We start from the raw sequence: 15,951 nt of genomic DNA, 5'->3' as shown, positions 1-15,951 counted from the left end.
CTCTGTTATCTTCATAGTTGATCGATTCCCCAGCCGCCTGAATGAGTAAGTCTATGTAACATGTGGGGATACCTAATTGGAGACCATTCGCCATGAGCAGGCCTCCACGCTCTTCTGACAAATCACACGCTGACGAATTGCCGCCGGATTGGGATAGTAGTCTGCGCGACCTCCGTAAGCGAATGAAGTGGCGGATGAAGCAGGCGGAAAAGCTCATGTTTGTCTTTGGCGGCGGAATGTTCCTGTTTGGCTTCGGGCTGCTTTTCTTGCCGGTGTTGCTGAACGCGGTCGTCGGTGACGCGCTTCCCTGGTTCGGACTCTGTTTCGCGATGACGTTCGTGTCTGGGTTGGGTATGGGCATCAACCTCGTTCGTTTTAAGCAACTGGAACAGCAGGTAGACGAAGGCTTTGTCTTTGGTGGGCGGTCGCTGGGAAGCGGCCGCAATCGTGTACTGCTTCAGTCCAATCCTGGCTTTCTGCATGTCCGACTTAGTGGTGTTTTCAGTAGCTTTCTTCTGCTGGCTGTATTAGCTGGTATCGGTTTCATGGTGGTGGCGATTGCCGCTTTGTTTGATGCCACCTACATGATACGCAACCGACATGGAAGTGAGGTTGCACCGGCCTGGACCATGGGGGTCGTGTTCGCCATTGGTGGCATCGCATTCGGTTCGGTGGGGCTGCTCCCGCTGCTGTCTGCATGGCGTTTCGACTTTGATCGTCGGAAGAGTAGTGTTCGCATTTGGAATTGGTTTCGGAAGTACGAATTGCCATTGTCGATGTTCGAGCGGGTGGAATCAGAGCATCGCGAAGATCATGTTGAAATCAAAGATAGTAAGGGCCGAGGGACAGGACGCTATCGAACCGTCAGATATCGGTCGATCAATCTTTGCATTCGGGACAAGGCCAAGTCTCGCCTCCACGTAATGTGCGACAACTCGAATGGCAACGCTGCAGTGACGTTGCGAGAGTTCGTCTTTCCGGGGAAGGATCAGAAAAGGGGCGATGCACCGAAACGGTCTGAAGATAGGTCGAACGAACGCAGGAAACCTGCGATATTGCGACCCACATCTTCGATGCTGCCGAATCTGCGGCGCCGAAATATAGCAATCGTCACCATTGTGTTGATAGTCGGAGTGGCCGGTAGCTTGGGAGGGTATTCGATCTTTCGGCGAGTTGTCCCACCTCCAATTGATCGAGGTGAACTCGAGCGTATGGTCGGTCGTTGGCATGGTGAAATCATTGGGATAGACGAGTCGCGTCGTGTTGTGAAACGCGATGCCGAGATGGTCACCGATGGACACTTTCTGCGAGTTATCGAAACCCAGAGTTCTCCGGCGATGGAGGATTCGCTCGTTGTCAAGGCAGTTATGTACTGGACGTACGATGCGACACTTGATCGCTATCGTATGTGGCGGTTTTCCAGTCGTGGAGCGGCAATGAGGTTTGAAGGGTCATGGGACGACGGCAAACAGCAGTTCGATCTCTATTCAGACGTTTCGGATCAGAAGCAGCGAGTCGTTGTAAAATGCGGTACCGGCGGTCACATCGAATCGGAGTTGGAGATTCTCGGGGGCGAACGGAAGATTACTTTCCACATGAAGCTCGATCGCAAGAACGATATTGATGTTCAATCCCAATGGGGAGCGAATGACGAGCCACAACGACTGACCAACGGTATGAAATTTCTGGTGAAACATGCAGGTCATTGGAAACGCCGGGAATTCGTTCAGTCAGAGGCAAAGTGGTACGACTACGATGAATCCTCCACATGGGTGCTAGGGGGCAAGTTCTTAGAGACAGAGCGGATGTCCTCGGAGTCGGCACAACGCCAGTACTCTATTGCGATGCATGACGAGTCGTCTGAGAAACTTCGTTACTGGAATTTCGGCCGCAACGGTCATGTCAGCGAGCTTGATGGTGAATACAAGCACTTGGCCTATGTGCCGTGGACCCCAGCGAATGCCGAGACCACCGCTACGGCTCAGTGGAACTTCGGCACGGATACGACTTGTATGGAAACGTGGCGGTGGCGGGGCGAGCGAGGGAAGTGGAACGTCGTCACCGCAAACTTGAGACGACAAGAAACGTCGCCGGTTACGGAATTCCCTTTATACCTGAAGTCACGAGTACCGGTGGTACGCAGGCGAGAAACGAGTCGCACCTTTCCGGCGCTTTATCCACCTAAAGGTCCGAACTTGCTATTGAACGCGAGTTCTGAATCAACCGAGGGTGGTGGCAACCCCGATGCTGCGTTGGACGGTGATGATACGACATCATGGACAGCGGGTCGAAAGCTCAACGCAGAGCTTGAGGGCGAAGTAACAATTCGTCGCATAGTTATTCGACATCCCAAGGACCGACTTTACGGATTCCGCATTACAACGGGAGATACTAGCGAGAAGGCAACTTACGTCCATGCTCGATTGTATCGCAACCTGGGGCAACTGAATCAGGGAGGTGAGACAACCGCCTTTCGCAGCGTAGCCGGCATGGTATATGTCAATGGTCAGCCTTTGGAAGTGTATACGTCAAATCGCGACGTAGGTGTAGAAGCTCTTTCCATGATCGAGTACCAGTTTCTGCTGCCGGAACCTGTAACAACTTCCCAAGTCGGATTGATCATTGATGAAGCATGCGCATCGCCGGTACTGATCGCGGAGTTCGAGGCCTATGCGGACTAAAGATAAGCTTCCATAGGGCGACCCTTGCGTGATTGTAGCGATGTAAACTAGGAGCCGAAGCTGGAAGACCTCATCCGATGCGTAGACGCAAGTTGAAATGATCGACAAACCAGAGATCTTCGCCGTTTGCACGGAGACAAGTTGGTGATGGCAAATTATCGTGCTATGCGATTGCGGCTACTGAAGATGCCGGATTCGGACAGTTGTGGCCTCACTGCATTCGGTTGCCTCTGGACGGCAATGTGCGCGGTTATCTTTCCAGTTGCGTTCTCCAATGGCGACCCTCCAACCGTGTTGTACGTGTTTGTTGTGATCTTTCCCGCCATCGGCGTTCTTATGCTTGCACCCGGCTGCGTTGCGTTTCTGAGTCGACCGAGATACGAAGTATCGGTACCGGAAGTGCGAGTGAGCGGCAGTGATTCCCAAGAAGGCAATCGCTTGCTTGTGGAGATTCAACAGAAAAGCCGATCTCGCGAGTCTTTGCGGAACGTGACGATCTTCATTGAATTGTGTCAGCGACGGCGAGAAGGTCCGCATAGTTCCCGTTCAGGTAACGCACCTTTGACGGTCTATTTTGGAGAATTGTTTTCCAGTGACTGGGAACGCGGTTGGGCCGATTGTCACACAGAACGGATCGGGTTTGTCGCAGCCCGCGAGCACATGAACGTCAAACACGACTTTACAATTCCCGAACATCTTCGTGGTAAACAGAACCAACAGGTATGGTGGGGAATTGACGTCGTTACCGCAGCGGATGGTAGGGAACTGTTCGCCGGGACATTCTGGTTAGAACAGCCGGTTTAAGCATATAGGTTGCGGGCTTCCCTCGCATCCAGAAATAGAGGACATAGCCCGAGCAAAAAACAGCAATCGTTCGTGTAATTCCAACGGACGTGGATTACGAGCGCCGTTTCGGCCACGAGGGATCTGGGTGATGTTAGACAGTCCTCTTGAATACCGACCAGACATCTGCGATGCCATCCTCGAATCGCCTAGGCAGATGTTTTGCGTGTTGTGATATTCCAAGTAGCGAAGTGCATGATCAGAGGCGTCGTTGCTTTCGAAACTCGGTTGGGGTCATGCCAAGTTCACGTTTGAAAAGGTCGTACATTCGCATGGCTGATCCGAAACCGGCATCACGTGCAATATTCTTCAACGATCGATTGCTTTGAACCAATTCTCGCTTGGCACGCTCTAATCGGACTCGGCGAATGGTTCCCGCGATGGATTGGTCCAAGACCTTTCGAAAGCGATTCTGTAACGTTCGCGTCTCTACGCTCAGCGCTCGGGAAACGTCATCTTGTCCAATTCGACGATGACTATTGGTCGCGATGAATGATAAAGCCGCGGCAATCAACTCATCTTCTGTGATTAGGAAGTCGGTCGATTCGCGGACAACTAATCCTTGTGGCGGAATGTATACGGTGTTCTCAATCAGCTGCTCCCCGTCCATCAAGCGATGCAAGAGCTTGGCTGCTTCATATCCGACGCGTTCGTAACCCATCTCCATACTCGTGATGGAAGGACGAGGGCTTTCGCAAAGCGTCTCCTCGTTTCGTCCGGCAATCATCACTACGTCTTCAGGAACGCGCCAGCCTCGTTCTTTACACTTCTGCACGACGATTCGGCCAACGCTATCTGCGCCGACAAACGTGCCGATGGGCAACTCCCACTTATCCATCCACGTTGTGATTGTTTGGTTGAAACTCCGCCACTGGTCCAGCGTGTCTGAGAACAATCGCGACATCCAAGCGACTTCGCACGCGTAGCCCTTGCTGCGGATGGTTTCGACGAAAGCCTGCAACTCGAGGTAGTCGGCAGAGTCTCGACGGGAGCCAAGAACCGCAAAGTTGCGGAGCCCACGGGCAAGCAAGTGCTCGGCTCGTAATCTCCCTGAGGCCTGGTAGTCGGGGTATACGCTGGGAAGCTCGTCGCGCAAGGGCGAACTGCTCCACACGTTCACCAAAGGAACTTTCAGTTGAGAGCATCGCTCGGCTAACGATTTAGACGCCCGCGCGATGACGCCATCGTAGGGGATCGTCTTTCCGCGACGCGTCGGTAGCGAATCGAGTGCGTATTCGTCGATGACCGATTCCCAGCCTTGTTCATCGAAGTACCGCTGCGTCCCTGCGTAGACGCTGGCGTGTCGTTTGTAGGCCCAGTCGAGCTCCAGAACCAGAGCAACGCGACGTGTCTTGCCGTCCATAAGCATTCCTGAAAACGATGATCTTTTTCCTGAAAGCGATGTTCCTAATAATTAATATTAGTCCATGAACGTATTTTTGGCTTGCAAAATCTTTCATGCATCCACAAACGCCCCCGAAAAACTCATGCGCCTTGTTCTTAATCTTGCGTCTTTCCCACTAGGTCAACTGGCGTTGGAGGATTCAATGAAGAATCGGTTGAATGGATTTACTTGCAGCAATTTTCATCCCGGTGGCGCTCATTTCGCTTTTGTAGATAGTTCGGTTCACTTCATCGCCAAAAGCAACAACTGTCGCACCAGTAGCCTGGGCACCTATCAAAAGTTAGGTGATCGGTCAGACGGCCAAACGGTGGGAGAATTCTGAGTCGAGTAGAGTAATCCTTGCTCGGAAATACCGTTTGAAATTGGCCGCAAGATTGGCGGGGACGGGGCAGGCCTCGCCAATCTTCTTATGTGCGTTTCATCAATGGTGAACATGGCCAAGCGGAATGCCTGATCCATATTTGAACTCAGTAATACACGAGAAGTGAAATGGTTTATAAGTTGATTGAATTCCAACGAATTCTCCCCTTGGTCGCTGTCGCACTGCTGGTGGGTTGTTCCGAAAGTCCGGAGATCCCAACGGGGGAAGTTTACGGCACCATCACTTTGAATGGGCAGCCAGCCGAAGGCGTATCACTGACTTTTGTTCCCGACGCACCTGTCCGTCCGTCGCTTGCCATTACGGATAGCAATGGCAGGTATGCGGCGCGATTTGTATCCAATCAGTCAGGCGTGGCGCTCGGTCCCTGCGTCGTAGAACTTGGGATTTACCGCGGCGACTCTCCGCGGAACTACTTGCCGAAGCAGTTCAACAGCCAAGCCGCGAATAACCCCGACTTTCAATTGGATATAACTGAGGACGGTTTGGAATTCAATTACGACATTGTCTATGACGGTCAAATTCCCCCTCCATGACCCACGTGTTTGCCAGGTATTCGACGTCAAATGACGTCGATGCTTTGGTTATTTTATTTTCCCTTCCCGAATACTTCCGCAACGCTCTGTCGATCGACAGAGACCCTGCCCGTACAACATCTCACCGATAGACTGCCCTGATGAACAATCAAATCCGCCAATGGATCGTCCTCAGCATCATGGGGATCATGATGATCTCCGCTCCACAACTGCTCGCACAGAAGATGCCTCGCGAGGACGTCATTGATGTTCCAGCGATCGGAGATGGGCTATGTGTGAGCAATCTGTTCCAGACCAACATGGTTCTCCAACGGGATAAGCCGCTTCATATCTGGGGATGGGCGGAACCAGGCGAGGAGGTCACGGTTAGCTTTGCCGGCGAGGAGGCGACGACTACTGCTGACAAGGATCGCTCCTGGAAGGTTGAGCTTTCGGCAATGCCTGCCAACAGTACTCCGCAGAAGATGACCGTTAGCGGAAAAAACGAGACGCTTGTGCTCAACAACCTTCTCATTGGTGACGTCTGGGTGCTTGGCGGTCAAAGCAACATGGAGTTTGAGTTGTCCAAGGTCGAGAACGGAGCGTTGGAGATGGTCTCGGCCAATTTTCCATTGATCCGTATCTTGTCCATACCTCATGATCAGGGCCCTGAGGAAAAACAAAGCTTTGCCCGACTTCATCAATGGAGCGACTGGTCGAGTCGCCATTTTCGCAAAGGTGACTGGGACGTTTGCACGCCGGAGATCGCCCGAGAGCTATCGGCGATTGGCTATGTCTTCGCCCGTCGAATTCACATGGCCAGCAACGTACCCATCGGGGTGATCGATGCCAGCCGTGGGGGAACGACCGTCGAGACGTGGACTCCAATCAACTTGCTGCGGTCGCTCGACAGCAACGCGACTAAAACCAAGCTGGCACAGTTTGATACCAAGGTTGCTGAATGGAATGCCCAGGAGGACCTGGAAAAGCGTATCGAACAACATCAGAAGTGGCTGGAAAAGCAGCGGGAAGAAGGGAAGCAAATCCCGGCAGATCGATTGGAAGCTCCGAGCGACCTGCGCCCGGGTCCTATTGCGGACGCGAACTATCCCGGCAACTGCTATGCAGGCATGATTGCACCGTTGGCTGGGCTCTCGGTGAAGGGAGCCATCTTTCACCAAGGTTTCAACAACGCGTTTGATGGTTCCAGGGGTGCAGAAATGTACCGCGACGTTTTCCCTGAGATGATCAACGCATGGCGTAGCGCTTTTAACGAACCTGACATGCCCTTTGGTATTCTGTCACTTTGTACCGCAGGCGATCCTCAGACGCGTGACAACTATTGCGAAATGATGTTCGACGCTGGGGTCTATATTCGCGCCGCACAATACGAAACGTTCCTGGATCTCTTCCGTGCCGACGACAAGCACATTGGCTTTGTCAGCACGTACGATCTCCGCCGTCGATGGTACCATCCGCAGCTAAAACTACCTGCCGGCGAACGTATTGCCCGCTGGGCACTGGCAACCCAATATGGCTTTGAGCGGCAACTTCAGTGGAAGCCACCCTTGCTGGAGGGCACGGAGGCCTCTGGCAATGAAGTTCGGCTAACCTTTGATACCCAAGTAGGCGACCCGGAAGAAGGTGAGATTCACGGCTTCGCGATCGCTGGAAAAGACCGCAAGTTTCATCCCGCCAAAGCGATGTATGCGGTGAAAGGCCAAGATGACCGTGGCCGTACCCAGTACGACAAACGTCAGCTCATCTTAACCAGCCCGATGGTGCCGGAACCTACTGAATTTCGGTATGCATGGGGCCGCAATCCGCTGGCCAATCTCCAAGCGATCGGCAACTTAGACCTGCCATTTGCCACGCAGCGGAGTGACGACTGGCCGCTTGAGTCTGTTCCCAGCAGCGTCCTCAGCGACGATACGGAACTGCCAATTTCGCGAGGAGATCGAGGCAAGATCATTCAAGCGCTTCGCGAGCAAGATAAGCTGCGGCGGATTGAAGAAGCGAAAACCATCCTTCAGTCAGCCCAAGAGTGATCGATCCTTCCCGACTCAAGAAATCATGTTGGGGTTCGGAACAACCTCAACTAGGCGTTACCGAACAGACGATTAGGCTATCCATGAAAACCTTGTATCTCTCAGCGCTTCTTGTGTTGTTGACTGGGACGTATGCCCTTTGCGGTGAACCAACCTCGTCGGTATCGGTGCCGAAAGACGTGCAGGCTACATTGAAAAGCTACTGCAACGATTGTCATGGGGCCGACACGGCGGAAGGTGGCGTCCGATTTGATAACCTCGAAGAGCTTGATCTCGAGGGTCAGATCAACTTGCTGAACCGGGCTCAAGACCAACTATTCTTCGGTCTGATGCCACCGGAAGAAGCGGAGCAGCCTGCGGGTCGTGAACAGACTCAGTTGACCGATTGGCTGAGGCGTGAACTGCGCCGTCACAATGCATCTCAGTTGGATGCGCGTCTCCCGTACCTTGGGAACGGAAACCTCGTTGACCATGAGCAGCTCTTCTCCGGCGAGATCACCGAGATGCCCTACACGCCGGCACGCCGTTGGCGGGTAAGTCCTCAAATTTTCCATGAACGCGTAATTGACCTGTTTCAGTTAACGGGGCGTGAACGCGACTTCTACTCGAAGCATGGAAGATCGTTCTATGGCGTGACGAATCCCTTTGTCTTGCCAGAGCGTTCTGGTGTCCGCGACTTCGATCTGTCGACACTGGACGGTGGTCATCTTCTGGTCATGCTCGACAATGCGAAGTGGATCGCAGAAAAGCAGATTCACCGGGCACGCGTGCTGAACAAGGAACTGGAGGTCAACGAGTTTCCCAATGCGAAAGATCGATGGTTGCCTCCCTCTACGCCGGAAGAGTTCGAGATCATTATTCTCAACGACTCACTTCCAAGCGACGAAGAGATCGTTGATGCCATCCGGAAGCAATTCGAGCTTGTCCTGCAGCGACCGGCTACCGAGAGCGAGGTGGACAAGTATCTGGAGCTGACCGGGGAAGCGATTCAGTTGGGTGGGAACACCGCGGGGCTCCAGGAGATGCTGGCAGCCGTACTGCTCGAATCGGAGTTTTTGTACCGGTTGGAATTTGGGGAAGGACCACTCGACGAATATGGTCGAATGAAGCTTTCGCCGCGTGAGGCCAGTTTGGCTATCGCGTACGCCTTGGGTGATCGAAGCCCAGATACTCAATTGGTCGAGGCCGCCCAACAGGGACGCTTAACAACCCGAGAGGACTATCGTCGCGAAGTAACACGGCTTCTTAATGACGAGGAGTACTTTCGCGGGCAAATCGATTCTTCGCTGAATGGCAAGCACTACAAGTCCAATGAAACTTCTCATCCTCGGATAGTCCGTTTCTTTCGGGACTTCTTCGGCTATCCAGCTGCATTGAAGGTGTTCAAGGACGGAGGGCGTAGCGAAGGGAAATACATGAATCCAGATCGTGGCAGCCAGGGAACGCCAGGTTGGCTCATTCTGGAAGCCGATCGTATCGTCACCCGTCATATCGAACAGGATGAGAACGTCTTCGAGAACCTTCTGACCTTTGACGAATTCTTTGTTTATCACGACAAAGATGACGAGACTGGCCGGAAGATTATTGAAGAGTGGCGTGATGTCTACGAAACCCTCAAGGAGACCGATTGGAAGAACGATCCCCAGCGCGTTCTCGATGACAATCTAGAATTTCTCAAGGCGCATCAGTCGATGCGGATCAAAGACAATTCCAAGCCTGGGGAACTCGTCAACTTCATGCACTATTTTGAAGAGTCTTTTGGACAGGGACGCAATCCATTTACGACGGTCCCTTGGGCGCACGGATACTACTTTCACCACGCACCGTTCTACAACCTTCCCCCTACCCCGGTCATAGGCCGCTACGGAAGTTGGAAGTCTTCCAAGTATGTCGGTGATTTGGAGCCCAAGGAGTTCTGGGATTACCCTCCGGAGCAGCCGTTCAAGATCGAAAATCGCAAAGGAATACTCACTCACCCTGCCTGGCTTATTGCGCATTCATCCAACTTCCATACCGACCCAATCAAACGCGGTCGCTGGGTTCGTGAGAATTTGCTGGCAGGCTGCGTTCCCGATGTGCCGATTACGGTTGATGCTCAGGTCCCAGAAGATCCTCACAAGACGTTTCGCCAGCGTGTCGAGATGGTAACGCAGGAAAGCGAATGTTGGAAGTGTCACAAACAGATGAATCCTCTAGGTCTTGCGTTCGAGGCCTTCGACGATTTTGGCCGTTTTCGCACAGAGGAAGCTCTCGAAGATCCCGAGAACCTGATTCAGTCAGGCAACGGAAAGTCGTCCTTCGACGTTTACAAGACTGCCCCGGTTGTATCGAACGGTAAACTGGTCGGCACGGGAGATCCGGAACTGGATGGCGATGTGGACGATGCATTTGACTTGATTGAACGGCTTGCCAAGTCAGAAAGGGTTCGACAGTCGATCATTCGTCACGCGTTCCGGTTTTACTTGGGGCGTAACGAAATGCTGTCCGACTCGCAAACGCTGATCGATGCCGATCGAGCCTATGTCGAGAGTGGCGGAAGCTTCAAGGCAGTGATCATTTCCTTGCTAACTTCCGATTCGTTCATGTACCGAAAATCTTCCTAGATAAACAGAGAACCCATCGGCAAACGCCGACTTAATAATCTCAGGAGCAGAGTATGACTTCACGACGCGATTTCCTCCAAACCAGTCTATTCAGCCTGGGTGCCATGGCGATGATGAATCCGTCGCAGCTCCTTGCCTCAGGGACTAAGTCGCCTATGCGGTTTATCTTCATGCATCGCGGAAATGGCCTCTTTCCCAAAGTGATGGTTCCACCATCATTCGATGCGAAGCTGATGGAGAAAGAGTCGCGAAAAGAGGCATTCGAAGTCGATCTGGATGGGCATGAGCTGCCGCAGTGGATGAGTCCGCTTGTCGATCATGTGGACAACCTGACCATATTGCAGGGGCTTTCCGGGAAGATGTGCACGACTGGCCATCATTCCTGGTGTTCGTCGCTTGGTGTTTATAAAGCCAATGAACGGATCAGTTCGATCAAGTGGGCTACAGTCGACTTCGAGTTGGCCAAGCTGTTCCCATCGCCTGTGGAACATATTGAACTAGCCTGCTTTCCGCTCGGCGGAGGTAACGCTCGAGGATCGCTTGATGGAATCGCTCAAGGATTCTCGGCCCGGGGTCCGCAGCAGCCAAACTATGCCTATGGTTCGCCGAAAATCGCCTTGGCAGAGTTGTTCAAGTCGGTCGCAAAGGATCAGTCGGCGCAGAGTCAGTATCAACTGGATCGAATGCTGCTGAAATTTGTCGCCGGAAACGAGAATGCCCAGGCTCGCGGTCTGGATGGCTACGAGAAGGCAAAAATCACGAATTACTCGGGAGCGATCGAAGAAATCCGCAGGAGGAATGAAAAGATCGATGCGATGGCAGATGTTATCCGTCAACACGTTCCAGAGTTAGATCCGAAATACCTGGATACCGACGTAAGCACTTTTGACCGACAAGTCGGCCACGCGGAAGTCCTGCTGGGAGCGTTAATCTCGGGACTCACCAACGTGGCTGCGTTTACGGTCGATGAATTGGGCCATTCGTACACGGGCATTCCGGGGCTCGAAGGCGAGAAAGTGAACATGCACGATATCGGTCACGGCAAATCTGTCCGAGGAGTGGAAGCCGAGGAGATTCGTTCTCGGTGTCGACAGCACCACATGACGCTTGTCGAGCGTATCGTCACGCGCCTGAAAAGCATTCCGGAAGCAGGTGGAACGATGTTCGACAACACGATGTTGTTCTACTTCCCCGACTCGGGCGAGACGCATCACTCGCATGGGACGGAGTTTCCATTCGTCGTCATGGCGGGGGATAATTGTCGGCTCGACCTCGGCCGTCGTTACATTCGTCTTCCGAAATACGGCCAAGAAGGACACAAGACGCTGGGGAACTGGTACACAACGCTACTCAATGCGTATGGAAATGGAATCGAACACTTCGGATCACTCGACGTAGGTCTGCAGCATCTGGATCAAAAGGGTCCCATCCGGCAATTCTTGGTTTAGAATCAATGAGAGTCGAAATGACGGCTAGGTAATTAAAGTTCCGATCCACCCGTCGCATCGGAGCGAATGCTTGAGCTGCTATGGCCTATTTTCAATTCTGAGAACAAGCGCCAAAGATATCGGAGGCCTACGTGTTTCGAGCTATTCCAAGGTTCTTTCTGCTGGCTATTGTGCTGGGCGCAGCAAATCTCTCCCAAGCAGCTGATAGCCCACTTCCCGGTAATCACCCATTGAACGAACGTCAGGTGGGTGACTTGCTAGTTTCGGAACTGCGGTGCGCGGCCTGTCATGCTGGAATACAGCAGGACTCGGTCATTGAAAAACTTGCCCCTGATCTATCGCAAGTCGGATCGCGTCTATCGCACGACTATATTCGCCGGTTTATCGAAGCCCCCAGTACCGCGCACCAGGGGACAACGATGCCGGATATGCTTACGTCAAAATCGGATGAAGAGAAGAAAGTGATCGCCGAAGCACTCACTCACTTCTTGGTCGCTCAATCTGAAACGGCTATCCAGCCGGACATCGAACGAAGCAGCTCTCTTGAAAAGGGGAAAACGCTTTTTCACACGGTTGGCTGTGTCGCCTGTCACGGTCCACGGGAGAAGCCTAAACAAGAGGTGTCCCAAGGCGAACGGTACGAGGACGAGGATCTTGTCGAGAAACCGACGTTCGATCCGCAGGCGATCTCGCTGGACCATATTGCTGGCAAGTATCACGCTGATTCGCTTAGTCAATTCTTGTTTCAGCCTTTAAACGTCAGGCCTACCGGACGCATGCCTGACATGAAGCTGACCCGTGAAGAGGCCGATTCGATTGCCCTCTACCTGGCTGAGCAGAACTCACAGCCGAAGTCTAAGCTTGCCCCTCAGCCCACGCTGGTGGCCAAAGGGAGGGAGTATTTCACCCAACTAAACTGTGCCGCTTGCCATACGGTGAGTGGAATCTCCCCTGCTCCGAAAGTTGTGTCGCTACAGGAAGCGGATTGGAAACGTGGATGCCTGTCGGATACGCCGGGCCCCAATCCGCGTTATGAACTTGACGAATCCAAAGCGGAGGCGATTGCCGTTTCGTTTCGTGAACCGGCGGAGCCTGAGACGGACGAAGGGCTATTGGCCAAGACACTCACGGCGTTCAACTGTATTGCTTGCCATCGTCGAGATGAATACGGAGGAATTCACCCGGACTATAATCCGTTCTTCGAGACGACGGAAAAGAACCTGGGAGACGATGGCCGTATTCCGCCTCCGCTTACTGGTGTCGAGGAGAAGCTACAATCCTTGGCCTTGAAGAAGGTCCTTTTTGATGGCGAAAGCGTGCGTCCCTACATGATGACGCGAATGCCGCAGTATGGACGGGACAATCTTCATCACGTGCCTGATCTGCTTCAGCGACTGCATGCCGAGAAGCACCCCGAGCTTGTTCTTTCATCACCAGGCGAAGAACCCAAGATAAGTCGTGAAGAGCAGAAGGAAATTCGGGCAGCGGCCCGGGAGCTACTTGGTGATAAAGGTTTGAACTGTGTTGCCTGTCACAATTTCAATGGCTTGCCGGCACCGGTGAACAAAGGCATTGATTTGCTCACAATGCCGCAGCGTTTGAACAAGCAGTGGTTTCATCAATTCCTAAGAAACCCAGGTGCCTACCGGCCCCGAACGGTTATGCCAACTGCCTGGCCTAATGGGGTCGCCGCCTATAAGAACATTTTGGATGGGGACACAGACAAGCAGATCAATGCGATCTGGGATTACCTTTCCCTAGGGACATCGGCTCCAATTCCTCCAGGTATCCAGCAGGTGAATACCAACCTGGTTGTTGGAGATCAAGCAAGAGTGTATCGGGGCCGCAGCCGCGTTGCTGGCTTTCGTGGAATCGCGGTAGGCTTTCCAGAAGGGTTGAACTATTCATTCAATGCTGAAACGGGAACCCTTTCGGCAATTTGGCCTGGCGAGTTTGTCCGAGTCAATTGGAGCGGACAGGGAGCTGGCGATTTCAATCCGGCTGAGAGGGCAATCACTTTGGCCCAGGACGTATCATTTATCCACCCCGGAGAAGAAGGTGAGCCCTGGCCACTACTGCCGGTCATGACGAAGGAAGCTCCGGTCAATCCTGACCCGCTTTATCCGAAGAATCTCGGCTACCAGTTCCAGGGCTATTTCCTCGATGACAATTCCATCCCAACGTTTCTGTATCGATTGGGCGACATTGAGATCAAGGATTACTCCGTGGCGACTAGGGAGAAGGACACCAAGCGGCTGAAACGCCGGTTGACGTTCGATTCACCCAAGCCCGAAACTATTCTATTCCGAGCATTGACTGGCGAGGTTGCACGAGAAACGGAAGCAATTTATCGAAGTGGCAAGCTGCGATTGACCTTTCCGAAAACAGATGCGACTCTGCGACCGCAGACAGGCGATCCGGAGCATTCGGAACTGCTACTGCGTTTGTCGTTGCCCCAAGGTAAGTCGGTGATCGAGTTGGACTATGAGTTGGCAAATGAATAAATACTGGCAACATCTAGCGTTCGCACTACTGGCTGTCTCTCTGAATTTTGGGACGGTTTGCGCCGAAGATGTTGGTGATCGATGGGGCACACAACAGCGCGAGCGTGAGTATTATCCGATCGTCAACATTCCCATGCCGAAAGACTCGGTTATCGAAGCCGGTGCATTTACCATGTTGCCCAACGGCAAGATGGCCGTCGGCACGCGGCGCGGTGATATTTACATCATAAGTGGGATCGACGCCGAGAAGCCCAATCCATCGTATGAACTATTTGCATCCGGCCTAGATGAAATCTTCGGTCTCATCTGGGACGGGAACGGGTTTCGCGTGACGCAAAGTTGCGAGTTAACGCGTGTCAGTGATACCAACAATGATGGAAAGGCTGATCGATTCGAGACCCTTTCCGACGGTTGGGGATACGCGAACTACCACGAATATGCGTTTGGATCAGAACTTGACCCGAACGGAAATCAGTTCATCGCCCTTGGGCTGTCTGCCTCTTATTATTCCCGTGCATTGCACCGCGGAATGATCATGAAGGTTTCGCCCGATGGAAAGACAACTGCGTACGCCAGTGGCCTGAGAAGTCCCGGCGGTATCGGGTTTGATGAACATGGTGCCCTGTTCTACATCGAAAGCCAAGGCCCCTGGAATTGCTCCTGTAGTCTCAAGGCCGTGTCGCCACAAAGCTTTCATGGTCACCCGGCTAGTTTTGAGTGGTACAAGTATGCACCAGAGTTAGGGCCGGTGCCCAAGCAACCGAATTCAGGCACGCGAATCGCGTCGGAGAGCAAGCGGGTCGAGCAATTGGTTCCTTATGCCGTTGTCTTTCCTTACATCCGCATGGGACGTTCGATTACCGACTTTGCCGTAAATAATACCCAGGGAAAATTTGGACCATTTGAGGGGCAAATGTTCATGGGCGACTACACCCTCTCTGTCGTGATGAGGGCAACCACGGAAGAGGTAAATGGTGTCTGGCAAGGAGCGTGTTATCCGTTTCGGGAAGGACTTTCGACCGGAATTCTGGATGTCGCATTTACGCCAGAGGGAAATCTCTTGTGTGGCGGAACGAATCGAGGATGGCCAGTCCGCGGAATTAAACCATTTGCATTGGAGCGAATCGAATGGAGTGGAGAGATGCCATTCGAGATCAATCGCATCACCATCGAGCCGAATGGATTTAAGTTGACATTTACGAAGGCCGTTGACCAGCTCAGTGGTCAGAAAGCAGAGAACTACGCGCTCTCAGCATTTACGCATCCCTATCATGCCGGTTATGGCGGGCCAGAAATCGAACAGCAAGGCTGTCCTGTCGAATCGGTAACGCTAGCTGAGGATGGCTTTTCCGCGATTATTCAGACTGGGGAGCTGAAAAAAGGATTCGTTTACGAGTTCGATTTGGCTGGGCTACGTTCTCGCGACAAGGAAGAACTCCTTCACAAGGATGCGTATTACACGGTGAATGAAATTCCAAGCCGTTAGTGATTAAATCCAAACACGTCTTGTCCTGAGGTACAATAC

The 15,951-nt window shown here is 52.8% G+C and carries 10 protein-coding genes; 9 read left to right on the top strand and 1 reads right to left on the bottom strand.

The annotated features are described in order from the left end of the window. Positions 1–92: 92 nt before the first annotated feature. Both PSR63_RS26410 and PSR63_RS26405 read left to right on the top strand, forming a co-directional pair. On the top strand, positions 93–2,681 hold the full coding sequence (locus PSR63_RS26410; RefSeq protein ID WP_274329084.1) for a discoidin domain-containing protein: 2,589 nt from the start codon (positions 93–95) through the stop codon (positions 2,679–2,681). Between the two features lie 147 nt (positions 2,682–2,828). Then, positions 2,829–3,485 (top strand): hypothetical protein, encoded by a 657-nt coding sequence (locus tag PSR63_RS26405; RefSeq protein WP_274329083.1) that lies wholly within the window; start codon positions 2,829–2,831, stop codon positions 3,483–3,485. Positions 3,486–3,723: 238 nt separating this feature from the next. On the opposite strand, the gene PSR63_RS26400 is transcribed toward PSR63_RS26405, so the two are convergent. Then, positions 3,724–4,887, bottom strand: coding sequence for a substrate-binding domain-containing protein (locus PSR63_RS26400; protein ID WP_274329082.1), 1,164 nt, complete (start codon positions 4,885–4,887; stop codon positions 3,724–3,726). 64 nt (positions 4,888–4,951) lie between these two features. Here PSR63_RS26400 and PSR63_RS28320 point away from each other — a divergent pair, with 64 nt between their 5' ends. The 7 genes from PSR63_RS28320 (at position 4,952) to PSR63_RS26370 (ending at position 15,912) form a co-directional block, all read left to right on the top strand. Beyond that, on the top strand, positions 4,952–5,251 hold the full coding sequence (locus PSR63_RS28320; RefSeq protein ID WP_443111071.1) for an H-X9-DG-CTERM domain-containing protein: 300 nt from the start codon (positions 4,952–4,954) through the stop codon (positions 5,249–5,251). Positions 5,252–5,418: 167 nt separating this feature from the next. Next, complete coding sequence (locus tag PSR63_RS26395; RefSeq protein WP_274329081.1) at positions 5,419–5,844, top strand: Ig-like domain-containing protein; 426 nt, start codon at positions 5,419–5,421, stop codon at positions 5,842–5,844. A gap of 140 nt (positions 5,845–5,984) precedes the next feature. Further along, on the top strand, positions 5,985–7,871 hold the full coding sequence (locus PSR63_RS26390) for a hypothetical protein (RefSeq protein WP_274329080.1): 1,887 nt from the start codon (positions 5,985–5,987) through the stop codon (positions 7,869–7,871). Positions 7,872–7,954: 83 nt separating this feature from the next. Next, positions 7,955–10,474, top strand: coding sequence for a DUF1588 domain-containing protein (locus PSR63_RS26385; protein ID WP_274329078.1), 2,520 nt, complete (start codon positions 7,955–7,957; stop codon positions 10,472–10,474). 53 nt (positions 10,475–10,527) lie between these two features. Beyond that, positions 10,528–11,922, top strand: coding sequence for a DUF1552 domain-containing protein (locus PSR63_RS26380; protein WP_274329077.1), 1,395 nt, complete (start codon positions 10,528–10,530; stop codon positions 11,920–11,922). Positions 11,923–12,053: 131 nt separating this feature from the next. After that, complete coding sequence (locus PSR63_RS26375; protein ID WP_274329076.1) at positions 12,054–14,426, top strand: c-type cytochrome; 2,373 nt, start codon at positions 12,054–12,056, stop codon at positions 14,424–14,426. Further along, positions 14,419–15,912 (top strand): DUF7133 domain-containing protein, encoded by a 1,494-nt coding sequence (locus tag PSR63_RS26370; RefSeq protein WP_274329074.1) that lies wholly within the window; start codon positions 14,419–14,421, stop codon positions 15,910–15,912. The genes PSR63_RS26375 and PSR63_RS26370 overlap by 8 nt, the downstream gene beginning before the upstream one ends. Positions 15,913–15,951: the final 39 nt, after the last annotated feature.

The organism is Bremerella sp. P1, assembly GCF_028748185.1.
GTDB lineage: Bacteria > Planctomycetota > Planctomycetia > Pirellulales > Pirellulaceae > Bremerella.
The sequence above is the reverse complement of the archived record's forward strand: the minus strand, read 5'-3'. Positions and strand labels throughout refer to the sequence as shown.